The sequence below is a fragment of the Lacrimispora sp. genome (genome assembly GCF_036758025.1).
Lineage (GTDB): Bacteria > Bacillota > Clostridia > Lachnospirales > Lachnospiraceae > Lacrimispora.
The window spans coordinates 1-25,980 of the sequence record NZ_DAIOXM010000037.1; the positions used below are offsets into that span (position 1 = coordinate 1).

The 25,980-nt window shown below is 46.1% G+C and carries 22 protein-coding genes and 1 pseudogene; 21 read left to right on the forward strand and 2 right to left on the reverse strand.

What is annotated here, in order from left to right:
• A pseudogene (locus tag V7M78_RS20580) lies at positions 1-324 on the reverse strand (zinc transporter ZupT); the annotation flags it as partial.
• A 275-nt stretch (positions 325-599) separates the two neighbouring features.
• Here V7M78_RS20580 and V7M78_RS20585 point away from each other — a divergent pair.
• The 15 genes from V7M78_RS20585 to V7M78_RS20655 all read left to right on the forward strand — a co-directional run bounded on the left by V7M78_RS20585 (position 600) and on the right by V7M78_RS20655 (position 16,921).
• Entirely contained in the window at positions 600-1,415 is an 816-nt protein-coding gene (locus V7M78_RS20585) for an Rpn family recombination-promoting nuclease/putative transposase (RefSeq protein ID WP_333652630.1), read from the forward strand.
• A 190-nt stretch (positions 1,416-1,605) separates the two neighbouring features.
• On the forward strand, positions 1,606-2,385 hold the full coding sequence (locus V7M78_RS20590; RefSeq protein ID WP_333652633.1) for an adenosylcobinamide-GDP ribazoletransferase: 780 nt from the start codon (positions 1,606-1,608) through the stop codon (positions 2,383-2,385).
• A complete protein-coding gene (locus V7M78_RS20595; protein WP_333652636.1) occupies positions 2,382-2,771 on the forward strand; it encodes a bifunctional adenosylcobinamide kinase/adenosylcobinamide-phosphate guanylyltransferase in 390 nt (129 codons plus the stop codon). The genes V7M78_RS20590 and V7M78_RS20595 overlap by 4 nt, the downstream gene beginning before the upstream one ends.
• A gap of 8 nt (positions 2,772-2,779) precedes the next feature.
• Positions 2,780-3,772: an adenosylcobinamide-phosphate synthase CbiB gene (gene cbiB, locus V7M78_RS20600; RefSeq protein ID WP_333652639.1), complete on the forward strand. Its 993-nt coding sequence runs from the start codon at positions 2,780-2,782 to the stop codon at positions 3,770-3,772.
• A 155-nt stretch (positions 3,773-3,927) separates the two neighbouring features.
• Positions 3,928-5,121 (forward strand): pyridoxal phosphate-dependent aminotransferase, encoded by a 1,194-nt coding sequence (locus V7M78_RS20605; protein WP_333652642.1) that lies wholly within the window; start codon positions 3,928-3,930, stop codon positions 5,119-5,121.
• A 4-nt stretch (positions 5,122-5,125) separates the two neighbouring features.
• Complete coding sequence (locus V7M78_RS20610; protein WP_333652644.1) at positions 5,126-6,664, forward strand: cobyric acid synthase; 1,539 nt, start codon at positions 5,126-5,128, stop codon at positions 6,662-6,664.
• Positions 6,665-6,670: 6 nt separating this feature from the next.
• Entirely contained in the window at positions 6,671-6,817 is a 147-nt protein-coding gene (locus tag V7M78_RS21670; protein ID WP_442914685.1) for a DUF6783 domain-containing protein, read from the forward strand.
• A gap of 18 nt (positions 6,818-6,835) precedes the next feature.
• Entirely contained in the window at positions 6,836-7,471 is a 636-nt protein-coding gene (locus tag V7M78_RS20620; RefSeq protein WP_333652647.1) for a precorrin-8X methylmutase, read from the forward strand.
• Positions 7,472-7,497: 26 nt separating this feature from the next.
• The gene (locus V7M78_RS20625; protein WP_333652649.1) at positions 7,498-9,114 is read left to right on the forward strand and encodes a response regulator transcription factor; all 1,617 of its coding nucleotides are present in this window, start codon (positions 7,498-7,500) and stop codon (positions 9,112-9,114) included.
• Positions 9,115-10,887, forward strand: coding sequence for a sensor histidine kinase (locus tag V7M78_RS20630; RefSeq protein WP_333652651.1), 1,773 nt, complete (start codon positions 9,115-9,117; stop codon positions 10,885-10,887). It begins immediately after the preceding gene.
• Positions 10,884-11,831, forward strand: a complete 948-nt coding sequence (locus V7M78_RS20635) for a substrate-binding domain-containing protein (RefSeq protein WP_333652654.1) — start codon at positions 10,884-10,886, stop codon at positions 11,829-11,831. The genes V7M78_RS20630 and V7M78_RS20635 overlap by 4 nt, the downstream gene beginning before the upstream one ends.
• 15 nt (positions 11,832-11,846) lie before the next feature.
• Positions 11,847-12,869 carry a galactose ABC transporter substrate-binding protein gene (locus tag V7M78_RS20640; protein WP_333652657.1) on the forward strand — a complete coding sequence of 341 codons (1,023 nt, stop codon included), beginning with the start codon at positions 11,847-11,849 and terminating at the stop codon, positions 12,867-12,869.
• 181 nt (positions 12,870-13,050) lie between these two features.
• Complete coding sequence (locus tag V7M78_RS20645; RefSeq protein ID WP_333652660.1) at positions 13,051-14,160, forward strand: galactose ABC transporter substrate-binding protein; 1,110 nt, start codon at positions 13,051-13,053, stop codon at positions 14,158-14,160.
• A gap of 188 nt (positions 14,161-14,348) precedes the next feature.
• Positions 14,349-15,905, forward strand: a complete 1,557-nt coding sequence (locus V7M78_RS20650; protein ID WP_333652663.1) for a sugar ABC transporter ATP-binding protein — start codon at positions 14,349-14,351, stop codon at positions 15,903-15,905.
• Positions 15,902-16,921 (forward strand): galactose/methyl galactoside ABC transporter permease MglC, encoded by a 1,020-nt coding sequence (locus tag V7M78_RS20655; RefSeq protein WP_333652666.1) that lies wholly within the window; start codon positions 15,902-15,904, stop codon positions 16,919-16,921. The genes V7M78_RS20650 and V7M78_RS20655 overlap by 4 nt, the downstream gene beginning before the upstream one ends.
• Before the next feature lie 87 nt (positions 16,922-17,008).
• Here V7M78_RS20655 and V7M78_RS20660 read toward each other — a convergent pair whose 3' ends face one another.
• Positions 17,009-17,461, reverse strand: a complete 453-nt coding sequence (locus V7M78_RS20660; protein WP_333652669.1) for a CYTH domain-containing protein — start codon at positions 17,459-17,461, stop codon at positions 17,009-17,011.
• Between the two features lie 141 nt (positions 17,462-17,602).
• Between V7M78_RS20660 and V7M78_RS20665 the strand changes: the two genes are divergently transcribed.
• From V7M78_RS20665 to clpP, 6 genes are all read left to right on the forward strand, one after another.
• Positions 17,603-18,667, forward strand: a complete 1,065-nt coding sequence (locus V7M78_RS20665; protein ID WP_333652672.1) for a galactose ABC transporter substrate-binding protein — start codon at positions 17,603-17,605, stop codon at positions 18,665-18,667.
• Positions 18,668-18,669: 2 nt separating this feature from the next.
• A complete protein-coding gene (locus V7M78_RS20670; protein WP_333652675.1) occupies positions 18,670-19,236 on the forward strand; it encodes a DJ-1 family glyoxalase III in 567 nt (188 codons plus the stop codon).
• A 4-nt stretch (positions 19,237-19,240) separates the two neighbouring features.
• Complete coding sequence (locus V7M78_RS20675; protein ID WP_333652678.1) at positions 19,241-20,686, forward strand: extracellular solute-binding protein; 1,446 nt, start codon at positions 19,241-19,243, stop codon at positions 20,684-20,686.
• 3 nt (positions 20,687-20,689) lie between these two features.
• The gene (locus V7M78_RS20680; RefSeq protein WP_333652681.1) at positions 20,690-23,662 is read left to right on the forward strand and encodes an EAL domain-containing protein; all 2,973 of its coding nucleotides are present in this window, start codon (positions 20,690-20,692) and stop codon (positions 23,660-23,662) included.
• Positions 23,663-23,918: 256 nt separating this feature from the next.
• Positions 23,919-25,205: a trigger factor gene (tig, locus tag V7M78_RS20685; RefSeq protein WP_333652684.1), complete on the forward strand. Its 1,287-nt coding sequence runs from the start codon at positions 23,919-23,921 to the stop codon at positions 25,203-25,205.
• Between the two features lie 81 nt (positions 25,206-25,286).
• Entirely contained in the window at positions 25,287-25,880 is a 594-nt protein-coding gene (gene clpP / locus V7M78_RS20690) for an ATP-dependent Clp endopeptidase proteolytic subunit ClpP (RefSeq protein WP_333652687.1), read from the forward strand.
• Positions 25,881-25,980 lie beyond the last annotated feature (100 nt).

Consider the following 25,980-nt stretch of genomic DNA (forward strand, 5'->3'; position numbering starts at 1 on the left):
TACAGTATGTATCTCATGGGGGTTTTCTGTTGAAGGTATTGCTTTATCAATCAGCGCAATCACCAATATTCCGAAAAAGAATCCGCCTACACAGGCCCAGGCTCCGCCTCTCTCTCCAAGGGCAGATGAAAGGGCATCGTTAGCCTTTATAAGTATTTCAGCAAAGGAAACATAAATCATAACGCCTGCTGAAAATCCCAGTGACACGGAAAGAAATTTGGGGCTGGTTTTCTTTGTGAGCAAAGAAAGAGCGCTTCCGATTCCGGTGCAAAGACCAGCAAAAAGTGTCAGGGAAAACGCAAAAATTACATTAGATAATTCCAAAAAATCACTTCCTCTCATGGTTTAATAAGAAAACAGTTAAATGCTAAAGCAACTGCATTCTTTTTTATTATTATAGAATACAAAGTGTACTAAGGCAAGACTTTTACCTTCGGTGATCTTATATCCCATAAAAGCGCCTGTTCACCTGGCTGCTGTGCTTGTAATGAATGTTTGTATATGATATGATGAAAGTGTAGTATAGGGGTTCAAATTGTTTATGATATAGAAAGAGAGAGTTTCCTTCCAGCGATATTCTGATTTGCATGGAGGAACATATGACACGAAAAAAATTTGAAGATCTGACCATTACCGATGACTTCATGTTCTGCAAAATTATGCAGGATTCGGCCATCTGCCAAAAGGTTCTTAACCTGGTCTTAGGTGATAAGATTGGAATGATTACGAAAATTACTTATCAAAAAGTTATGGATGAGGGAAATAACACAAAAAGCATTCGTTTGGACGTTTACGCAGGAGATGATGCAGGCAGGGTTTATGATGTGGAGATGCAGGCAGCCGATCAAAAAAATCTTGGAAAGAGGATGCGGTATTACCAATCGATGATTGATATTGATAATCTTGAGAGCGGTAAAAATGTAGATTATAATGATTTGCCTGAATCGTTCATCATTTGTTTTTGCCTGTTTGACTATCCTGGCAGAGGTATTCCGGTATATACATTTAAAAATGTATGTATGGAAAACAGGGAAGTCCTTCTTCCTGATGGTATGACAAAGGTGGTGCTTAACAGTCAGGCTGCCCATAAGGCAGCGGACCCTGGTATGATGGCCTTTCTGGAATACATGAATGGCAAGGTCAGCGATGATGGACTGGTTCGGGAACTGGAAAAGAAAATTGAGGAGATTAAAGCGAATTCTGAAAGGAGGAATGAATACATGGCATTATCGGTATTTGAATCCGACATTAAGAGGGAAGCCAGAGAAGAAGGCCGTACAATGGGGCTGGAAGCAGGCCGGCTTGCGACATTGGCCGAGTTGGTGCGTTCCGGAGATATTTCTCTGGAAAAAGCGGCCCAAAAAGCTGGTCTTCCGACAGAAGAATTTTGTAAGAGAACAAAATTACCGTTTTAATATGATTAGGAGCCTTTATGTTAAGGCTCCTTTTTCAATGGAAATGACAATTTTCTTTTTTTATGGTATGATTATCCTAAATTCTGGAATTGACAAAAATCCTGGGATTTATACAGTGAGAATCACCCTGCGGGTATACCATGATGCCCAAAAAGCATGGGCAATAAATTAAGAAAGGACGGAAACGGATATGGATCTTCTGGGCAGCTTTGTTATTGCGTTTTCCATGTATTCCCGTATTCCCATGCCTCAGGTGGAGTGGACGAAGGAACGGATGAAATATGCCATGTGCTTTTTTCCCTTAATAGGAGCAGTGATCGGTTTTCTTATAGCAGTTGTCTGTATGGCCTTTGACCGGTGGGGCTTTCCCCACTTTCGCAGGATTCTCCCTGTGGTACTTCCTGTATTAGTGACAGGCGGAATTCACATGGATGGGCTTTTGGATGTCGTTGATGCAAAATCTTCCCACAAGAGCAGGGAAGAGAAGCTTGAAATATTAAAAGACCCTCATACAGGCGCCTTTGCCATCATTGGATGCGGCGTTTATTTTCTTCTCTATCTGGCAGCTTTTGGAGAACTGAGATCAGAACTGGTTCCGGCCTTTGCAGTGACCTTTATTCTGACCAGGGCCTTAAGCGGACTGTCGGTGGTTACTTTTCCTATGGCAAAGACAGGGGGGCTTGCAGCAATGTTTTCCAGTGCTGCACAAAAAAAGGCTGTAGCCGCTGTGATGGCCGGATATGTGGTTCTGGCGGAGGCAGGAATCTGGTATCTAGGAGGTTTTTTTGCAGCAGCAACGACATTTTTGGTTTCATTTTTTATTTATGCATACTATTACATCATGGCAAAACGGGAATTTGGCGGTATTACCGGTGATTTGGCCGGGTATTTCCTGCAAATATGCGAACTGGGGCTGGCTGCAGGGCTGGCTGTGGTTTCCCATTTAATACAGAGGATAATTGAGATATGATATTGATTACAGGAGGAGCCTGGCAGGGAAAATCGAACTTTGCCATAGAGCTGGCATCAGAGAAAGGAAAAGATGGAAGTAAGGTGGCAGAAGGAGCAACCCATCCTTTCGAAGCTGCTTTTAACAGTTCTGTCATCCATGGATTCCATGAATATATAAGACGGATTTTAGAAGAAGGAAAAAGCGTGGATTCATTTATCGATTCCATTGCAGAGCAAAATCCGGAGGTGATTATTATTTCCGATGAACTGGGCTGCGGCATCGTGCCTATGGACCCAAAAGACAGACAGTGGAGGGAAACATCAGGCAGAGCATCAGTGAGGCTTGCGGGAATTTCGGAGGAAGTTTACCGTCTGGTTTGCGGTATTGTCTCCCGGATAAAATAAGGTGAACAATGATAAAAATACATTTATTAGCGGTTTTTATAGGCTGCTTTCTGGATTTGTGCTTTGGAGACCCCAGATGGCTTTGGCATCCGGTTTGCGGAATCGGCTCGTTAATCAGCCGTTTGGAAAAGTTTCTCAGAAGACGGTTTCCTGAGGGAGAGAAGGGGGAACGTAGGGCCGGTGTATGGCTGGTGATCCTGGTGCTTCTGACGGTGGGAACTTTATCCGGGGCAGTGGTTGTCTGTGCTTACAGCATCTCCCCTTATGCAGGGGTGGCGGCGGAAAGCATCATGTTCGGTCAGATGATGGCATGGCGTTCTCTTCGGATGGAAAGCATGAAGGTTTATGAGGCATTTTGTAAAAAGGATACAGAGGAGGCCAGAAAGGCCGTCTCCATGATCGTGGGGCGGGATACGGAAGCCTTAAGTGATATTGGAATTGCAAAGGCGGCCATAGAAACAGTGGCGGAAAATACCTCTGACGGGATCATTGCACCTCTTCTTGCTATGGTGCTCTTTGGCGGTCCTGGAGTATTTTTGTATAAAGCAGTCAACACCATGGACTCCATGGTGGGATATAAAAATGATAAATACCTTTGGTTCGGCTGGGCGGCGGCCAGACTTGATGATATCTGTAATTTTATTCCGTCCAGGTTATCGGCTCTGTTTATGATGGGGGCAGGATATTTGTGCCAGCTTTTCTATGAAAAAAGAAAAGATCAGAACCCGTTCAATGGAAAAAACGGCGTTAAAATATTCAAAAGGGACCGGTTCAATCATAAAAGCCCTAATTCCGCTCAGACAGAATCGGTTTGTGCCGGAGTGCTTCAGATTCAACTGGCGGGAAATGCTGTTTACTTTGGAAAAACATATGAAAAGCCCACCATCGGAGATGATATCAGGCCTGTGGAATACCAGGATATTTCCAGGGCTAATGATTTAATGACCGTTACTTATGGACTGGCTTTAATGACCGTCCTTATACTTTTTTTCATTGTGTGACAGAAGAAATACGGTTGAAAGAAAAGTCTTTTTCAACCTTGAGTTTATGAATTAACGGGATATGCAAGCATACCTGCATTTATAAGATAAATATGCCCATAGGGCAAAGAGAGGCCCCCCTGGGGGATTAGGATACAAAATTCAGGAGGCAAAGTATGGAATATCAACATGGGGGAGACATTTATACCAATTCCGTAACAATGGATTATTCAGCCAATATAAACCCTTTGGGGCTTCCGCAAAAGGTGAAGGAGGCTCTTCATGAGGCGGTGGAGCATTGTTCCTGTTATCCTGACAGCAGGTGTCTGGCTTTAAAAAAGGCGCTGGCAGAGTTCCACCAGGTTCCGTCAGAAGCAGTTATATGCGGAAACGGAGCGGCGGATTTGATTTTTCAGATTGTGCAGGCAGTAAAGCCGGATCATGCCCTTTTAATAGCCCCTTCCTTTTTGGAGTACCGGCAGGCCCTTTTGGCCTCCTCCTGTGAGATTACTTACTTTGATTTAGATGAAAAGGAAGGATTTCGCCTGGAGGTAAAGAAACTGGAAAAATGGATAGAGGAAAGCAAAATCCATTTCCAAATGATATTTCTATGTAACCCCAATAACCCTACCGGTTTCGCGGCAAAAAGGGAGGATCTGGCGGGGTTCCTTGACTTTTGCAGGGAAAAAGGAATTTTTTGTGTGGTAGATGAATGCTTTAATGAGTTTTTGCAGGATCCGGAGCGTTATTCTATTCTGGAAGACCTTCAAAAGGAGGAATACGGACATGTATTCCTGTTAAAAGCCTTCACCAAAATTTATGCCATGGCAGGCCTGCGTCTGGGTTACGGCATATGCTTTAACCGGAAGATGTTAGACCGCATGGAGGAGCTGCGCCAGCCCTGGAGTGTATCCACTTTGGCCCAGGCTGCGGGAATTGCTGCTCTTAAAGAAACTGATTATGTGGAACAGACGAGAGCACTTATTGCCAGTGAACGGGAGTTTTTAAAACAAAAGCTTCTGGAACTCGGTTTTTTTGTGTTTGACTCCATGGCTAATTATATTTTTTTCAGGGATATGAGGGGAGCGGCCCTTGAGGAAGAAAATCTCCTTTACAGACAGCTTCTCGGACGAAAGGTTCTGATCCGATCCTGTGCCAATTACAGGGGGCTTGACGGGACTTATTACCGCATCTGTGTCAAGCAGCGCAAAGAAAACGAAGAATTTATTTCTATTTTAGAATCAGTATGCAGGGAAACACCCTGCGGGTGTCCTAATATGCTAAAGTGCAAGGGTAATTTACATGGAAACACCCTGCAGGTATCCCAATATGCCCCAAGTGCATGGGCAATTTGTAAGGAAAAGGAGTAAGGAAATGGCAAAGACCATCATGATACAGGGCACCATGTCCAATGCAGGAAAGAGTTTGATTGCGGCGGGACTGTGCCGAATTTTTAAAGAGGACGGCTACCGGGTGGCCCCTTTTAAATCCCAGAACATGGCCCTTAACTCCTATATAACGGAAGAAGGTCTGGAAATGGGTCGGGCCCAGGTGGTTCAGGCGGAAGCGGCAGGAGTAAAGCCTTCTGCAGCTATGAATCCTATCCTGCTGAAGCCTACCAATGATTCAGGCTCCCAGGTAATTGTAAACGGCATTTCCATAGGAAACATGCCTGCCAGGGAGTATTTTGCATATAAGAAAAATCTCATACCGGAGATTGAAAAGGCTTTTCACTCCCTGTCAGAGGTGTATGATATCATTGTCATCGAAGGAGCGGGAAGTCCTGCAGAAATCAATTTAAAGCAGGACGATATCGTCAATATGGGAATGGCCAGAATGGCAAATGCCCCTGTTCTTTTAGTAGGAGATATTGACCGGGGCGGCGTGTTTGCCCAGTTATACGGAACGGTCATGCTGCTGGAGCCGGGTGAACGGGAAATGATCGGCGGACTGATCGTCAACAAATTCCGCGGAGATAAGACCATTCTGGACCCAGGACTTCAAATGATTGAGGAACGGCTTCATATCCCTGTGGCAGGGGTGGTGCCCTACATGGATGTGGATTTGGAGGATGAGGACAGTCTGGGAGATCATCTGGCGGGAAAAGAACGGACAGAAAGGGCTGCTGTGGAAATCGCGGTAATCCGGCTGCCCAGAATATCCAACTTTACAGACTTCCAGGTCTTCTCCATTTTGCCGGAGGTTCATCTGCGCTATGTGGATCGGGTATCGGAGCTGGGAAAGCCGGACATGGTCATTCTGCCGGGAAGTAAAAATACAGTTCAGGATTTGCTCTGGATGCGCCAGAATGGCCTGGAGACGGCAATTTGTAAGCTGGAAGGGGCCGGGGTTCCAATTTTTGGCATTTGCGGCGGCTTTCAGATGCTGGGGGAAAGTCTGTCTGATCCACATATGGTAGAGTCAGAGTCAGCGGCTTCAACCATAAGAGGCATGGGGCTTTTGCCTGTCCGCACTGTTTTTGGAAAGGAAAAGACCAAAACAAGGGTTTCCGGGTCCTGTACCGGAATTGGAGGCATTTTTGAAGACCTTTCCGGCATGGACGTGGAGGGTTACGAAATTCATATGGGAGAGACAACCAGGTCTTTGCCCCCTCTGACTTATATCATGGAAAGCCAGTCCGGTTCCCATCTGGCTAAGATGGACGGCTGTCAGAAGGGAAATGTATACGGCACTTACATCCATGGCTTTTTTGACAAGGAAGGAATAGCCGGAACCATTATAAAGGCCCTGATGGAACAAAAAGGACTGACTTTTGAGCCTGGCGGCAGCTTTTGCTATGAGGAATACAAGGAACAGCAGTATGATCGTCTGGCAAAGATTTTAAGGGACAGCCTTGACATGGAACGGATTTATGAGATCATGGGACTTAGGGCGTGTCTGAAAACTCATTGATCCAATCTGCACGTCCCACTTTGCGGCATATTTGCTCCAGATTCAGTTGGCGTAGCCCACTACGCCGCCTTTATCTGGAACAAATCTCCCACAAAGTGTAACACACATCTTGGAACAAGCAATTTTCAGACACACCCTAAGAAGACGGATTAAAACAATAGGGAGAAATCGATGGAATTTTATGAATTAGAACGGGTATTGCCCGAAGAAATAGAAAAGAGAAGCTTTGAAATCATAACACAAGAGCTTGGAGAAAAGGTTCTTAACCCGGAACATGAGCTGGTCATTAAACGGGTGATTCACACCACGGCTGATTTTGAATATGCCGATAGCCTGATATTTTCTCCCGGTGCGGTGGAAAAAGCTTTAGAAGCCCTGAAAGGCGGCTGCAGGATCATTACGGACACCAATATGGGAAAGGCGGGCATCAACAAAGGCGCTTTAAAACGTCTGGGGTGCAGCGTTGACTGCTTTATGGCAGATGAAGATGTGGCGGAATACGCCAAAAACCATAATACCACAAGGGCCAGAGCCAGCATGGATAAAGCAGCCGGTCTTTCTGAGGACTGTATTTTCGCCGTAGGAAATGCGCCTACTGCCTTGGTGCGGCTTTATGAGCTGATAAAGGAAGGCAAAATCCAGCCTAAGCTGATTATCGGAGTCCCGGTAGGCTTCGTCAATGTGGTTCAGTCAAAGGAAATGATCATGTCCCTGGCGGGGGTGCCGTTTATTGTGGCGAAAGGGAGAAAAGGCGGAAGCAATGTGGCTGCGGCCATTGTAAATGCCCTGCTTTATCAGATCCGGTAATAGAAGAGAGAGAAGGAAATGATGCTATGGATTTATATACCATAATTTTAGTGGATGATGAAGAGGAAGTGCGCAAAAGCATCATCAAGAAAATAGACTGGCAGGAAGCCGGATTCCGGGTCATAGGGGATGCGGAAAACGGAGAAGATGCCATGGAAAAAATCGAGGTTCTGGAGCCGGATGTGGTTTTGACCGACATCCGGATGCCCTATATGGATGGTCTGGCCCTGGCGGAGAAGATCCGGCAGAGGTATCCTTCCATGAAGGTGCTGATTTTTTCCGGATATGATGATTTTGAATATGCCCAGCGGGCCATTAAGCTGAATGTGACTGAATACATCTTAAAGCCTGTCAATGTGGAGGAACTGACTTCTATATTAAAGAAGATCAGGTCCAATCTGGATCAGGAAATAGAGGAGAAGAGAAACTTAAACCACCTTCGGGAAAATTACAGAAAAAGTCTTCCTATTATCCGGGAACAGTTTTTTAATGATCTGGTTCATAAGAACCTTTCCAAAGAACTGGCAGAGCAAAAGCTGAGAGAATATGACATTCCCGTCCTGGGAGCCAGGAAATGGGTTCTGGCTGCCATTGATGTGGAACGGGGAGACATGAAGGAAAGCCTTTCCCTTCATAATGAAGAGGAACTGATTCCCATTTCCGTCATGCAGATTGTAAAGGAAAAGCTTCAGGGGTATTGCCGCTTTGCCATTTTCCAGTCCTCCTCTGAGGCTGATATGGTGGCAATGGCCGCTCTTGATGAGAACAATTCCACTACCGGGCTCATTGATGTGCTGGGAGACATTTGTAAAGAAACAAAGAGGATTCTGGAGGTTCCGGTCACCATTGGAATCGGCCATAGCTGCACCGAGCTGTCCGGTCTCCGGGAAAGCTACCAGTCCTCCATTGATGCTCTGGGCTATAAAGCCATAGCCGGAAGGGGAAATACCATATACATCAATGATATGGAGCCGGTGGGAAATGGGAAGCTGGAGTTTGACAGCATGACGGAATCGGATTTGATTTCGGCCATTAAATTCGGTCCTGCAGATAAAATCCAGGCGGCAGTGTCCAGAATTATGGAGAAAATGGAATCAGCCAAGGTTCATTCCCGCCAGCAGCAGGTCTATATGTTTGGTGTGGTAAACAGCATTCTTCAGATGATCCGCCAGTACGACTTAACCCTTGAGGACATCCTGGACGGAGAGCTGGCATATATGGAAGTCCTGGGCAACCTTCAGAAGAAAGAGGAGTTCGAACAGTGGCTTTTAAGGACAGGGGAGAAGATGAACCAGGTCATCAACCGGGAACGGGATATGACTGCCCGCCAGGTCATTCAGGAGGCCAAGCAGTATATTCTGGATCACTACCAGGACCCGGATCTGTCCGTGGAAATGATATGCCGTCATCTTCACATGAGCCCTGCCTATTTTTCCACCATGTTTAAAAAGGAGACGGGGCAGGCTTATATCGCCTATTTAACGGACTTGCGGCTTAACAAGGCGGTGGAACTGCTTAATAAAACTGATGACAAGACTTACGTCATTGCAGCCAAGGTGGGGTATCCGGAACAGAATTATTTCAGCTATGTGTTTAAAAAGAAGTTCGGTGTATCACCGACCAAATTTCGTGGAGCCAGGTAAATGGAAAAAAAGAATACCAGTATTCGATATACGATTTTTATATATTTTACTGTGACCGCTCTGGCTGCCAGCCTTTTGGTTACGTTTTCCCTGTATCAGCGTCTTTCCACCCAGGTGGCGGAAATGGTACAGGAGGAAAACCAGAGCCTGATCAATCAGGCAGCCAGGTCCGTGGAATCCTATCTCCGGACGGTCATGAAGCTGTCAGATTCCCTGTATTACGGGGCAGTGAAAAATGCGGATCTTTCCTCAGAATCCATTAATAACGAAATCACCCTTTTGTACGACAACAACAAGGATAATGTGGACAACATTGCCCTGTTTTCCCAGTCAGGCACCATGGTGGAGGCAGTTCCTGCTGCCAGGCTGAAGAACGGACTGGATGTGACCAGGGAGGATTGGTTTATAAGTGCATTGGAAAAGACGGAAAACCAGCACTTTTCCTATCCCCATGTCCAGTATGTCTTCGACAGCAATGAAAACCAGTACCGCTGGGTGGTCTCCTTATCAAGGGCCGTGGAGCTGACGGAGGGAACCTCTACCACCCAGGGCGTTCTTTTGGTGGATTTAAGCTATTCAAGCTTAGAGCATTTGTTTGACGGGGTTACAACCGGAAAAGGCGGTTACGTTTACTTAATCAGCAGTGACGGGGAAATTCTCTACCATCCCAGAATCCAGCTCATTGATTCCGGCCGCCTTCAGGAAAACAATATGGTTGCAGCCGGATATAAGGATGGAAACCACCAGGAGAATTTCTGGGGAGAGGATCGGATTATCACAGTGAAATCCATAGGGTATACCGGCTGGAAGGTGGTTGGAGTGACGCCTAAAAACGTAGTTTCCTTAAATTCCATCAAGACCAGGCTTTTTATCGTGTTCCTCATCACCCTCATTCTGTTCATCCTGGCCCTGATTAACTCCTATATTTCCTCCCGCATCACAAATCCCATTAAGGAGCTGGAAAAATCAGTGGGAATCCTGGAGGAAGGGGACTTGGAAACTCCTATTTTCATTGGTGGGTCTTACGAAATCCAGCATCTGGGAAATTCTATTAAAAATATGACAAAGCAGATTCGTGTCCTCATGGATGATATTGTAGAAGAGCACGAGGCCAAGCGAAAACAGGAATTTGATACTTTACAGTCTCAAATTAACCCTCACTTTCTTTACAATACTCTGGATATCATTGTGTGGATGATTGAAAATGAGCAGAAGGCGGAGGCCGTAAAGGCAGTAACTGCCCTGGCCCGGTTCTTCCGCATCAGCTTGAGCAAGGGAAAGAGTGTCATTACGGTGAAAGATGAGCTGGAGCATGTGCGCAATTATTTGATGATCCAGCACATGCGCTTTAAAAACAAATTTTCCTATGAAATCCGGGCCGAGGAAGACTGTCTGGACTTAACCAGCTTAAAGCTGGTTCTCCAGCCCCTTGTGGAAAACGCCATTTATCATGGGATGGAATTTATGGATGGGGACGGAGAAATTGCTATCAATGTCTGGAGGACAGAGGATGATCTTTACATGGCAGTAAAGGATAACGGTCTGGGAATGACAGAGGAGCAGGTAGAAAGCCTGTTTTCCGATCAGGTTCATGTGACCTCCAAGAAAGGCTCCGGGATTGGTGTAAAGAACGTCAACGAGCGGATCAAGCTGTACTTTGGAGAAAAATACGGGTTGACCATTGATTCAGAGCCCGATGAAGGAACCTCCATCACCATCTGCCTTCCTGCGGTTCCTTATAATACCATGACAGGAAAGGGGGAGAGGCTGTGACCAGACAGGAAAAATTACTGTGGAGCCTGCTGGCGGGAGGACTTGTGATCCTGTTCCTGCTGTCCTCTACGGATTTAATTATCAAGGAGAAAAAGGTAGTCATTTACCCTGTTTCCGTCATCATCAGCGATACATCAGACGATTATTACTCCAATTTCAGAAAGGGAGCGGATAAGGCGGCAGAGGAATACAATGCCGATGTGAGCTTTATCACCCTTTATGAAGAAGGAGACCCTATCCGGCAAATGGAGCTGGTGAAAAGAGAAATTGACGACGGCGCTTCGGCAGTGGTTCTCTTCCCGGTCAATCCAGTGGAGTGCGGGAAAATCCTGGATGAGATGATTTTAAACAGCCCTGTCATTGTCATGGGCAGTCCCCTTCCCAATGATCAGGTCAAGGGTGCAATTACCACAGATCACGAGGAAGAAGGGAGACTTTTGGGGCAGGCAATCATAAAAGAGAATTCTCCTGATCAGCCTGTAACGATCATCTGTTCAGATCTTGGATACGGATACAACAAAGATATTTACAGCAGCCTTTCAAAGACTCTTGAAGAAGCGGGATTTCCCCAAACCCTGTATGAAAAACCGGCAGAGGAAGTGCTGGGGGAGAGTTCCGGGGAGGCAGTCATTGCAGCTATTGATGTCAAAAGCCTTGACCAGACAGCTGATATCCTCTCAGGAAACCCGGAATACAGCGGCTCCCGGATCAGGCTTTACGGAATCGGAAGCACTACCAAAATATTGACGGAGCTGGATCGGGGAAGAATTAAGGGCCTGGTAATCAGCGATCAGTTTGATGCAGGATACATGAGCATTGAAAAGGCTGTGAAAGTAGTTCATAAAGGGGTGGAGAAGGAGGAAATTCTTCTGGAGTCCCATTATATTACAAAGGAACATTTAAGGGAAAGCAGGTTTGAAAGAATCTTATATCCGATTGATTAAAACGGGGGTGGCAAGATGAAAAAAAGATATTATGTATTGGCGGCGGTAATCCTTCTTGTAATTGTCTTTTGGGGAATTGCCGGACAAAGAAGAGGGGAAGGAAGTGCAGAGGAGAAAAAGTCCATACGCATTGGAGTGACTTTATACCGGGGAGACGATTCTTTTATCAATACCATCCGGGGGAAAATTGAGGAACAGGCAAAGGAATACGAAAAAGAGACTGGAATTAAGGTGGTCATGGACATTGTGGATGCAAAGGGGAACCAGAATACCCAGAACAGCCAGGTGGACAGGTTTATTTCCCTGGGCTATGATGCCATCTGTGTCAATATGGTGGACCGTTCCATGGCTTCCAATATTATCAGCAAGGCCATGGATGCAGGAAAGCCGGTGGTATTTTTTAACCGGGAGCCTGTAGAGGAAGACATGAGGCGCTGGGAAAAGCTCTATTACGTGGGAGAAGATGCCAAGGAATCTGCGGTTCTCCAGGGGAATATTCTGGTGGAAGCCTATCAGAAAGATCCTTCTTCCCTGGACCTAAACGGAGACGGAAAAGTCAGCTATGTGCTTTTGGAAGGGGAAAACAGCCATCAGGATTCCCTGATCCGTACCGAGTGGTCCATTCAGACATTAAAGGATGGGGGAGTTCCCCTTGAAAAGATCACGGGAGGAATCGCCAACTGGGAGAGAAGCCAGGCCTCTGCCTGGATGGAACAGTGGCTGGCAGAATATCCGGAGGAAATTGAGGTGGTAATCTGCAATAACGATGACATGGCACTTGGAGCGGCAGATGCCCTGGAGAGGGAGGGCCTTGACAGGCCGGTCAAAATTGTGGGAATTGACGGAACTCCTCAGGGATTGGAAGGTCTTAAAAACGGAAAAATCTTCGGAACCGTCCAGTGTGACAGCAGGGAGTATGCGAATGTGATCTTTCAAATCGCAGCGGCAGAGGCTCTGGGGCAGGAGGTAGGAGAACTTGTAAAGCTGGAGAGAGAAAAATATTATGAGTGCAGCCAGAAAACCCTGACGGCCCAGTAATTCAGCCAAATTGTGAAAAATGGATATAATTAGCGAAAAAAATCGAATGAATCAGGCAATCTAAAAAATTCGATATATGACCCAAGAAAATTATATGGAAAAGTGCATAAATGAACTGTATAATATGTTTATCGATAGGGCAAAACGCCTATCAAAATATATCATATGGGAGGATTTAGTTATGAGATTACTCAAAAGAGCAGCAGCAATTGGTATCGCTTCACTGATGGTACTTTCTATGGCAGCTTGTGGGTCAGGTGCCAAAGAGACGACTGCTGCAGCGACAGAAGCTACAACAGCAGAAAGCAAGAGCACAGCAGAATCAACTGCAGAAGCAGTGAAGGAGGCTGTTGGCGGCGATATGTCCGACAAAAAAGTAGGTATCTCCATTTACAAATTCGACGATAACTTTATGACCCTTTACCGCACAGAGCTTCAGCGTTACTTAGTGGACGAGCTGGGCTTTAAGAAGGAAAACGTTGTTGTTCAGGATGGAAAGAACGATCAGGCAGAACAGACAAACCAGATCCAGAACTTCATCACTCAGAAATACGACGTACTGATCTTGAACCTTGTTCAGTCTTCCTCAGCTCCTGAAGTTACTGAGATGTGTAAAGAAGCAGGAATTCCTGTTGTTTACATCAACCGTGAACCAACTGTAGAAGAAGAGCAGAGATGGAAAGACGAAAGCATCAAGGCTACCTATGTTGGATGTGACGCAAGACAGTCCGGTACCTACCAGGGCGAACAAATTCTGGAAACCTCCAATAAGGGCGACATCAACGGCGACGGCGTTGTTTCCTATATTATGGTACAGGGTGACCCGGAGAACGTAGATGCTCAGTACAGAACAGAGTTTTCTATAAAGGCTCTTACCGATGCAGGCGTAGAAGTAAAAGAACTGTTAAAGCAGCGCGGCGACTGGGATCAGGCGAAAGCTCAGCAGATCGTTCAGGATGCTCTGACACAGTACGGCGATCAGATCGAAGTTGTTTTCTGTAACAACGATGCTATGGCTCTTGGTGCTCTTCAGTCTATCGAAGCAGCAGGACGTAAAGTAAACGAAGACATCTATTTAGTAGGTGTAGACGCTCTGACAGAGGCTGTTCAGAACGTTCTTGATGGTAAGATGACAGGTACTGTATTCAACGATCATCTTTCCCAGGCTCAGTCTGCAGCAGACATGGCAGCAGCTTTCGTCCTTGGAGAAGATGTTGAAAACGTAAACATGGTAGACTATGTAAAAGTTACAAAAGATAATGCTCAGGAAGTTCTTGATAAATTAAAATAATTTCCAGCAGCCGTTAGAAGCGGGTGTGTCTGTAAGGCACACCCGATTTTTAAAGATTTTATGTCAGGAATAACCCTGAGGGTATACCATTATGCCCAGAAAAAATGGGCGTAATTTAATGAATCACCCTGCGGGTATACCATTATGCCCAGAAAGCGTGGGCAATAGTTAATGAAAGGAGAAACGGGATGGCAGAGCAATACAGATTGGAAGTGACTGGAGTCAGCAAATCCTTCCCCGGTGTCAAAGCCCTTGACAAAATCAATTTAAAAGTACGTCCCGGTACCGTTCACGCTCTTATGGGAGAGAACGGAGCGGGTAAATCAACCCTTATGAAATGTCTTTTCGGCATTTACAAAATGGATGAAGGCGAGATTTTCATTGACGGACAAAAAGTCAATATTGGAAATCCGGATGAGGCCCTTCACAAAGGGCTCGCCATGGTGCATCAGGAACTTCAGCCGGTTCCGGCCCGGTCCATTGCTGAAAATATGTATTTGGGAAGGTATCCTATGGTAAAAATCGGCCCATTAAAAATCGTGGACCACAAAACCATGAATTCAGAAGCAGAAAAGTGGCTGAAAGATGTTAAGATGACCTTCAATCCAAAAGCAAAGCTTGGAACATTATCAATAGGACAAATGCAGTCAGTGGAAATTGCAAAGGCGGTGAGCCAGAATGCCAGACTGGTTATTTTGGATGAGCCAACTTCTTCTCTGACTGATAATGAAGTAGAAGCACTGTTTTCCATTATCAGGGATTTAAAATCCAGAGGTGTTTCTATGATATATATCAGCCATAAGATGGCTGAAATCCGGCAGATCGCCGATGATATTACGATCATGCGAGATGGTACTTATGTAGGTTCCTGGGAAATCAAGGATATTTCCGATGAGGAAATTGTAAAGAAGATGGTGGGACGGGAACTGAGCAATGTTTATCCGCCTAAGGGAGATTACAGGACCGATGAAACTGTTTTAAAGGTGAGCCATTTAAGCAGTATCCATGAAAAATCCTTCCAGGACTGCTCTTTTGAGCTGAAAAGGGGAGAGATTCTGGGATTCGGCGGACTGGTAGGAGCCCAGAGAACAGAACTGATGGAAGCGATTTTCGGAATGCGGGGCGTTGCAAGCGGAGAAATCGAGATTCTTGGAAAAAAGGCAGCGGTTAAGCGCCCTCAGGATGCCATCAACGATTCCGTTGGAATGATTACAGAAGACAGGCGTGGAACCGGAATTATCGGCTGCCTCAGCATTGCTGATAATACAGCTATTGCATCTTACCGCAACTATGTTAAGGCTGGTGTCATTAACAGCAAAATGGTAGGGGAAGTGGTAAAGGAGAGCATAGCAAAGCTGAGCATCAAGACTCCCAGTGACAAGACCACCATACAATCCTTATCAGGAGGAAACCAGCAGAAGGTGATCATTGCCAGATGGCTGGCTAATAATCCGGATATCCTGATTATGGATGAACCCACAAGAGGAATTGACGTAGGCGCCAAATATGAGATTTATCAGATCATGATTGACCTTGTGAAGCAGGGAAAGTCGATTATTATGATTTCCTCTGAGATGCCGGAGCTGCTTGGTATGTCAAACCGGATTATCGTCATGTGTAACGGACGGATTACGGGAGAAGTGGAAGAGGAAGAGGCAACTCAGGAAAGAATTATGGCATTTGCCACAAAATTCGATTTAAACGATAATGCAAGAGAAAATTTCACACAGGAGGTTCAATCATGACAGCAACGAAAAAAATTAATATAAAGGATTTTCTTATTAATAATGGAATCATTGTGGTTCTCGTCCTGCTGGCAATCATTACAGCCATCAAACAGCCGACTTTTGCTACATCAGACAATGCCATTAACATCGCATTGAATGTGGCTCCCCGTTTTATTATCGCATGCGGTGTTTCCGGTTGTCTAATCACCAGAGGTACGGATCTTTCTGCCGGACGTATGGTAGGACTTGCGGCCTGTCTTGCAGGAACCTTGCTTCAGAAGCCTGATTACAGCGGAAAATTCTTCCCTAACCTTCCTCACTTTGGAATTTGGTGGGTAGTTGCCGTACTTTTGATTTGTGTGGCCGTTTGTGCCATCTTCGGACTGATCAACGGTCTGGTGGTTTCTTATCTTCAGGTTCCTGCATTCATCGGAACTTTAGGAATGCAGCTGATCGTCTACGGTGTCTGCCTGGTCTACACCAATGCAACTCCCATTGGAGGATACCGCAGTGCTTATTCAGAAGTGGCTAAAGGTAGATTTTTAGCGATACCGAATTATTTTAAAGGAATTCCTTACCTTTTCCTGATTGCTCTGGCTGTAGGCATCGTAATCTGGTTTATTTACAATAAAACACCTCATGGAAAATATATGTATGCCATCGGCGGCAACGAGCAGGCAGCAGAGGTTTCCGGCGTAAATACAAAGAAAACCAAAATCATCATCTATGTAACTGCAGCAGCCCTCTACGCCCTGGGCGGATTTTTAGTAGGTGCCAAATCCGGCGGTTCCTCTGTTAACATGGGAATGGGCTGGGAACTGGAGGCTATTGCAGCGTGTACCATCGGCGGCGTATCTGTAAACGGCGGTATCGGAAGAGTATCCGGCGTTCTCATCGGTGTGCTCGTATTTGAAATATTAAAGACCTGTCTGCAGTATCTGGGCGTTGATACCAACTACCAGTACATTGCCCAGGGAATCGTTATCGTAGTGGCTATTGCCCTGGATATCAGAAAATACATTGCAAAGAAGTAAATAAATAAAAAGAGCCGGAAAAGGTGCGGGATCAGTCAGTCCTGCACCTTTTCCGGCTCCTATGGATGCTGCCGGTTGTAAGCCTGTTTAAGGCTGACGGCTTAAACGGCTGTTTTGATATTCTCCTGAAAATGTCACATCCTCTCCAAACCAGTCCGGGGGGAGGAAGTGCTGTGCTTCTTCTATAGAAGGAAACTCCACTTCAGCCAGTATAAGGCCTTTAAACCTGCCTTCAAAGACATCCAGTTCTATGATCAGATGATCTGAGCCCTTTACCGGGATGAGATAGCGTTTCTTCGTCAGAATATGGCCATCTGCCTTTTTGATCAGGTGGTGATAGGATTCTTCGGTCAGAGGAAGATTGTATTCCTCACGGGCCAAAAGCCCTTTTGACTTGTAGGTCAGGTAATAGGTGTCATCTTCCCTGCGGACCCGGACCACTGGTTCTGTGGAAAGGTACCCCTGCTCAATGAAGTGATAAGGGTAGGAAGCATGGTCAGCCGGGAGCTGGGGCACCAGGTATTTGCGTTCTATTTCCATGGATAAGTCCTCCTGTTTTCTGTCAATTGCTGTTAAATGTCCTTAGTATACCACAGGAATGTAAAAAATAGAAGATGGTGGAAAAAAGCTGAAAAACGTGGTAAGATGGAAACTACAGTAACATGCAGGAGAATAGGAGTTATGAAACAGTTAAATAAATGGATTGCCGCAGGCGTTCTTATGCTGGGAATTGTCTGCCTGGTTTGGGGGTGTGCTCCCTATCAGGGAGAAACGGAAAGCCCGCAGACCCAGGCGGTTGAAAGCAGCCAGGCAGAGGCAGAAGAAAAGAAAGGCCCTAAGATCGGAGTGAGCATCTACCGGTATGACGATGAATTTATGAGGCTCTACCGTCTGGAACTGAAGCAGTATCTGGAGGAAGCGTATCAGGCTGAGGTGGTTATGCGCAATGCGGGCGGGGACCAGGAAGAACAAAACCGCCAGATGGAGCAGTTTATTGCAGAAGGGTGTGATGGAATCATCATAAATCCAGTAGAGGTACAGGCAGCAGGTTCTTTGGCTGACAGTGCTGTCCAGGCTGGAATTCCCCTTGTTTTCATCAACAGGGAGCCTGGAGAAGAGGAGCAGAGCCGCTGGAAGGAACATAAGATGGCTGTGTCAAGCGTTGGAACGGATTCCAGGCAGGCAGGCACTTACCAGGGAGAACTGCTTTTGGAAACCCCGGAAAAGGGAGATTTGAATGGTGACGGAACTGTTTCCTATGCCATGCTGAGGGGAGAAGAGGAAAATGAAGACAGCCGTTTTCGGACAGAATATTCCATCAGGGCGTTGGAGGCAGGTGGAATGGAAACAGAGGAGCTTTTTTCCGGAAGCGGGCAATGGGACCAGGAAAAAGGAAGAAAGCTTGCTAAAACTGCCCTTGACACCTATGGCAGCAGGCTGGAGGTCATTATCAGCAACAACGATGCCATGGCAAACGGTGCCTTAAAGGCGGCAGAAGAAGCAGGCCGTGTGCCGGGAAAAGATATCCTTTTAGTGGGGATAGACGGACTGAGGGACACGGTAGGATATATTAAAGAAGGAAAAATGACTGGTACCGTTTTAAATGATCACGAGGGACAGGCACAGACCGCCTCTGATATTTTAATAAAAATGCTTGGCGGCGAAGTAGTTGACACAGCATATCTGGTGGATTATATCAAGATCACCGGAGTCAGTACATTTCAAAATTTGGAAGGGGAAGAATGAAAATGGCAAAAGTATATGGTTTTGTAGCAGATGGGTCGGAAGAAGTGGAGCTTTTGGCAGTAGTTGATGTGTTAATAAGAGGAGGCCAGGATGTAAAGCTGGTTTCCGTTACGGGAAAAAAGGATGTGGTGACCTCTCATGGAATCCGTCTGCAGGCGGATTATGAGTTTTCTGAGGTGGACTGCGGTGACGCAGATCTTCTCTTCCTTCCGGGCGGAATGCCGGGGACGAAGCATCTGGGGGCCCATGAAGGCCTTGCTCTGGCCCTGAAAAAGGCCCATGCAGAGAATAAGAGGATTGCGGCAATCTGCGCTGCTCCCAGCGTTTTAGGAAAACTGGGCATTCTGGAAGGGAAAAAGGCCACCTGTTATCCCGGCTATGAGGCGGAGCTTAAGGGTGCTGAACATACCAGACAGGGCGTTGTGACTGACGGCAATGTGACTACGGCCAGAGGGCTTGGCTATGCTTTGGACCTTGGAATTGAACTTTTAGGACTTTTAGAGGATGAAAAGCTTGCTGCCCGGATTCAGGAGGCGATCCAGTACGATCAGGCTATGCCGGGGAGATAAGCGGATGAAAATGAGATGGATAGTACCGGTTCTGGCGGCAGTTTCCCTTACGCTGCTTTCAGGATGTGATAAAAAGAATACAGATAAAGGGTCAGGAAATGACCCGGTGACCATTACGGTCTGGCATTATTACAACGGTGTCCAGAAAGAGGGGTTTGACAGCCTGGTTCAGGCATTTAATGAGAATGAAGGCAGGAAAAATAATGTCGTTGTTAAGGCATTTAATAAAGGAAGCATTGATGAACTGAGTGCAGCCGTCAGCGACAGCATTGAAAAGAAAGTGGGGGCAGAACCTCTGCCTGATATATTTTCCGCTTATGTGGATAAGGTGTATGAAGTGGATCAGATGGGGCTGGCGGCAGACTTAAGCAAGTATTTGACGGAAAAAGAGCTGGAGGAATATGTGTCCGCCTACATAGAAGAGGGAAGGTTTGACAGTGGCAGCGGCTTAAAGGTATTTCCCATTGCCAAGTCAACAGAAATCCTCGTCATTAACAAAACAGACTGGGACAGGTTTGCAGAGGCCACAGGAGAAACAGAAGAAGCCTTTTCCACCTGGGAGGGCATTACCCGTGTATCGGAGGCCTACTACAAATGGACGGACAGTCTGACAGAAGCGCCGGATGATGGGAAGGCGTTCTTTGGAAGGGATGCCTTTGCCAATTATATGATTATCGGCAGCCTGCAGCTTGGCCATGAGATTTTCAAGGCTGAGAATGGGAAGGTGGTTCTGGATTTTAATAAGGAAGCCATGAGAAAGCTGTGGGATAATTATTACGTTCCCTATATCAACGGATATTTCGGAGCTTATGGAAAGTTCCGAAGTGATGATGTGAAAACAGGAAAATTGGCTGCAGTAGTGGGAGCCACCACTGGAATCGCTTATTTTCCCACCTCTGTTACCTTAGAGGATGGAACCAACTATGCCATAGAGAACAAGCTTTACCACCTTCCCAATTTTGAAGGAACGGCTCCTATTGCAGTTCAGCAGGGTGCCGGCATGATGGTGGTGAAGTCAGACGAAAGGAGGGAATCTGCGGCAGTCAGCTTTTTAAAATCGCTTACCAGTGTGGAGAATAACTTAGACTTTGCCATAGGCTCCGGCTACCTTCCGGTGAAAAAGATGTCTGCGGCTGAGGAAGTCTTAAAGCCTTTTTTAGAGAAGTCCGGGGAAGGCAGTGCAGCTGCCCAGAACCTTGTGATCGGACTGGATACGGTAAACCGTTACCGGCTCTATACTGCAAAGCCCTTTCAGGGCGGTGATAAAGCCAGAGGCATTCTCTCGTCATCCATGTCCTCAAAAGCCAGGGAGGATTATGAAAAGGTACGTACACGGATCAGCCAGGGCATTTCCCGGGAGGAAGCTGTGGCGGATTTTGTGACGGATGAAAACTTTGATGTTTGGTATGAGAGTACGAAGAAACAGCTTGAGGAGATTATCGGAGAGTAATTTATGAAAAATAAGAGAAGTGAATCCATCCGGAATCGTCTGCTGGGACCGCTGCTGTTTCTTATGGTTTTACAGGCAGCAGTAATAGCGGGAATGGTTCTGTATGGCGGAGTTTCCATCAAGTTAAAGAATAATGAAATCCACATATTAAATGAAAACACGGAAAACAGAAAACTGGGGCTGGAGAAAGAAACTGTTTACAATTGGGGGATTATGATGAATAATCCTGATTTCATGGCTACTGAAATTCAGCAGATTCTGGAAAGAGACGGCAGAAAGCCCAAGGATATTTTTCAGGATTATGAACTGAACCGGAAGATTGTGGAAAGAACTATGGAAAAATCCATAGACGTGCTTCATTTAAACAATGCAACGGGAGTCTTTTTGATTTTAAACGGTCCTGCAGCCCAAAACAGCCCGGAGGGAATGCGGGCTGGCTTTTATGTACGGAATTCCAACTCCGAAGGGTATTTAAAGGATAATTCTTCGTTGCTCATGGAGCGGGGACTTCCTTCTGTTGCAGAAAAATATGGGATTCCCCTGGACTCCTTTTGGGAGCTGGGATTTGAGGAGACGGGGGAGTCAGCTTCTTTTTACCATAAGCCTTATAATCTTGCGGTAGAAAATCAGGCCAGGCAGTCAGATGCCATCAAATTTGCTTATTTGAGTCCTGCTTTCCGGTTAAGTCCCAGGGACATGCCTGTGATCACTTATTCCATTCCGGTCATTCTCAGTGACGGAACAGTGGTAGGTGTATGCGGTCTGGAAATGACCTTAAGCCAGATGAAGGCGCTTCTGGAAAAGGATCAGTCAAAATCCGGTTTTGAGGAATGCTGGATTCTGGGGCTGAGAAAGAAAGGGACCAATACCATTGTTCCCGTTGTCAGCTCCGGATACTTATATAACCAGTATTTTAACGAAAATAAGGAGATTCAATACAGGGATTACAGCGGCGAAGACATCAGCCAGTTGGAATCCCCTGACGGAACCAAGTGGTATGCCAGCATAAAAACTTTTGATATATACGGCAGCAACAGCCCTTTTCAGGAAGAGGAATGGGTGTTGGCAGGGGTTGCCCGCCAGAAGGATCTGCTGTCTTTTTATCATGGCATTCGGCGTATGCTTTTCAGCTCTATTTTGTTTCCCCTTCTTCTCAGTATGCTTGGAACCTATGTTCTGGGAAGGATTGTGACAGAACCTATTTTGGGACTGTCCATGCAGCTTAGGAGAAAGTCTGTAAACCGGGGGCTGACGCTGAAACGGGTGCATATCAGTGAAATCGACGAATTGACGGAAACCATAGAACAGCTGAACCGGGAAGTGGAACGGGCTTCTTCCAAGATATCCAGTATTTTGGAGCATGCCAATGTTTTGATTGGGGTTTTTGAGTACGATGACGAGAGCGATAAGGTTTTTTGCAGCCGCTCCCTTTTTGATCTGCTGGGCTGGGGAGAGATGCAGGAACCTTACTGCTACTTGAGTATACGTGAATTTGAAGCCAGTATGGCGGAGACATTTTCAGGAATCAAGATGAGAGGGAACCGCATTGTCAGGTGTCTGGAGGGAACGGAAGGAACCCGGTGGGTGGAATTCATCCTGGATGAGTCGGAAACAGGAATGATGCTTGGAGTATGTTCAGATGTGACGTCGGATATTGAAGAAAAGGAAAAGCTGGAGCGGGAGCGCAACTTCGACCTTTTAACAGATCTTTACAACCGGAGGGCATTCCGGGAACAGGTAAGGGAGGCTATGGACCTTCAGAAGGACCCGGTTGCCGCAGTCATTATGTGGGATCTGGATAATTTGAAATTTATCAATGATACATACGGCCATGACGAAGGGGATCGGTATCTGGTTCTTTTTGCAAGCCGTATGAAGCGTCTGACTAAATACGGAGCCATTGTATCCCGGTACTCAGGTGATGAATTTGTTGCCTTTCTGGGAGGTGCGGATAAGGAAGAAATCAGAGGGCGGGTAGAAGCCTTCATGAACCATGTCCGGAAGGCCAAGCTGGAGGTAGAGGGCGGATATCAGTTTCCCATCCGTGTATCCGGAGGTCTGTCCTGGTATCCGGAGGATGCGGATTCCTTTGATGTTTTATTCAGCTATGCGGACTTTGCCATGTATATGGTAAAGCACAGCGTCAAGGGAATGGTCAAGGAATTTGATTATAATGAATACATCCGCAATTCCTATATGCTGGCCGGCAGTGAAGAATTTAATCATATGCTGGATACAGGAGAGGTCCGCTTTGCTTTCCAGCCCATTGCCACAAGGGAAGGTACTATTTACGGCTATGAGCTGTTGATGAGGCCGGAATTTACCAATATAAAGGGTGTGGATGAAGTCTTGAATCTGGCCAGGACCCAGGCCAAGCTTCCTCAGATGGAGGTGGTCACCTGGTTTTCCGGAATGAAAGCGGCGGCAGCGGAAATGGAAGCGGGCCATCTGGGAAAGGAAGAGAAGCTGTTTATCAATTCCATTGCCAGTGTCTGTCTGGAAGAAGAGGACTGGCTGAAGCTGGAGGCGCAGTACGGAGATATGCTTAACCGGGTTGTCATTGAAATGACGGAGAGTGAGCCTGCCAGCAAGGACTTTATGACCCGTAAGCTGGACATGGCAAAGCGCTGGACGGCCCAGACCGCTATAGACGATTTTGGGACCGGATATAACAGCGAGGCCATTTTGCTGCGCATGAAGCCGGACATTGTAAAGGTGGACATGAGCATTGTGAGGGAAATACACAAGGACCAGAACCGACAGATCATCTTAAAAAGCCTTCTGGATTTTGCTAAACGGAATCACATACAGGTTCTGGCAGAAGGGGTGGAGACTGCGGAGGAGCTGAAATTTCTCATGGACTGGGGCATTTCCCTGTTCCAGGGGTATTATATCGCCCGGCCTCAGATGGAAATCCGTCCTCTTGACCCTTATATAGCAAAGAAGATGAAGGAGTTTTCGGGGGGGATGGATTAGGTTCGCCATTGCACGGATCATTTTGCGGAAGAGCGCCGCAAAATGATCCGTGTCGGGCTGCGCCCTATAGAAATATTATCCCAATTTGTGCTTTGTGAACAAGTTCACACCCCCAAATTGAAATAATATTTCTCCACGGCTTAAGTTTTCACAAATAATACTGGAATTTACAGGACGAGTATGTTATAATGCTAAATTGAAGTGTAACGCCCTCACGGTATGGCGGTTCACATATATCTCAAGGAGGAACCCATTAATGAGTTTACAAGTAGAAAAATTAGAAAAAAACATGGCAAAGTTAACCGTAGAGGTATCAGCTGAAGAGTTTGATAAGGCTCTTACTGCTGCTTATAATAAGAATAAGGGCAGATTCAATATTCCTGGATTCAGAAAAGGAAAAGCTCCTCAGGCCATGATTGAAAAGATGTATGGAGTAGGCGTTTTATACGAAGATGCAATAAACGAAGCTCTTGATGCAACATATGGCAATGCAGCAGAGGAAAGCGGGCTGGAGATCGTATCCAGACCTGAAATTGATATCGTACAGGTTGAGAAGGGAAAAACCCTGATCTATACTGCAACTGTTGCGGTGAAGCCGGATGTAACTCTGGGTGAGTACAAGGGGATTGAAGTAGCCAGAGCATCTGCTGAAGTGACCGATGAGGATATTGATGCAGAGTTAAAGAGAGTTCAGGAACAGAATTCCAGACTGATCACCGTAGAGGACAGAGCAGTGGAAGACAACGACCAGACAGTCATTGACTTTGAAGGCTTTGTAGACGGAAAGCCATTTGAAGGCGGCAAGGGCGAGGATTATCCTCTTACCATTGGCTCCCACTCCTTCATCGATACGTTTGAAGAGCAGTTAATCGGCAAGAATATTGGAGAGGCCTGCGAAGTAAACGTGACCTTCCCAAATGAATACCATGCCACAGAACTGGCAGGAAAACCTGCTTTATTCAAGGTAACTGTTAAAGAAATTAAGAAAAAAGAGCTTCCTGAGTTAAACGATGAGTTTGCAAGCGAAGTTTCTGAGTTTGAAACCCTGGAAGAATACAAAAATGACATCAGGGAAAAAGTTGCTTCCAGAAAAGAGAAGGCAGCAGCTACTGAGAACGAAGACCGTGTAGTGGAAAAGGTAATTGAAAATGCTTCCATGGAAATTCCGGAGGCAATGATCGAAAGCCAGTTGAATAACATGGTTAATGACTATGCAAGAAGAATGCAGAGCCAGGGCCTGTCTCTTGACCAGTATATGAAATTTACCGGTATGACCATTGAGGTCTTAAGAGAGCAGATGAAGCCTCAGGCACTTAAGAGAATCCAGACCAGACTGGTACTGGAGGCTGTTGCAAAGACAGAGGGCTTAACCGCTTCTGATGAAGCCGTTGAGAAAGAGATTGCCAGCATGGCAGAGGCTTACAGAATGGAAATCCCACAGGTAAAGGAATTCATGGGTGAAGCCGGCCTTGAGCAGATGAAAGAAGATTTGGCAGTTCAGGAAGCAGTTGATTTCCTGGTTGCAGAAGCAAAATTAGTTTAAGTAATCCGGCCGATAGATTCCTGACGTTTTGTCGGGAGTCTATTCGGCTATGAAGAGAAGTAACAGACAGGAGGATGACAAATGAGTTTAGTACCTTATGTCATAGAGTCAACCAGTAAGGGCGAGCGCTCTTACGATATTTATTCCCGCCTTTTAAAGGAACGTATCATATTCCTGGGCGAAGAAGTGTCTGATGTATCCGCAAGCCTTGTAGTGGCACAGTTGCTGTTCTTAGAGGCGGAAGATCCCAATAAGGATATTAACCTCTACATCAACAGCCCGGGTGGTTCCGTCACTGCAGGTATGGCGATTTACGATACCATGAATTATATTAAATGCGATGTTTCCACCGTTTGCATGGGTATGGCAGCCAGTATGGGAGCCTTCTTGCTGGCAGGCGGAGCAAAAGGAAAGAGATTTGCTCTTCCAAACGCAGAAGTTATGATTCATCAGCCCTCCGGCGGAGCCAGAGGCCAGGCTACAGAGATCCGGATTGTAGCTGAAAATATTTTAAAGATTAAAAAGCGTTTAAATGAGATTTTGTCCGCTAATACAGGGCAGCCTTATGAAGTGATTGAGCGGGATACAGAGCGCGACAATTATATGAACGCAGAAGAAGCAAAAGCATATGGCCTGATTGATGATATTATCTACAGCCATAACAAAGAAGCGTAAATGATGCTTGCCCAAAGTGCACGGCGATTTATAAGGAATCACCCTACGGGTATCCCATTATGCCCAGAGTGCACGGGCGATTTATAAGGAAACACCCTAC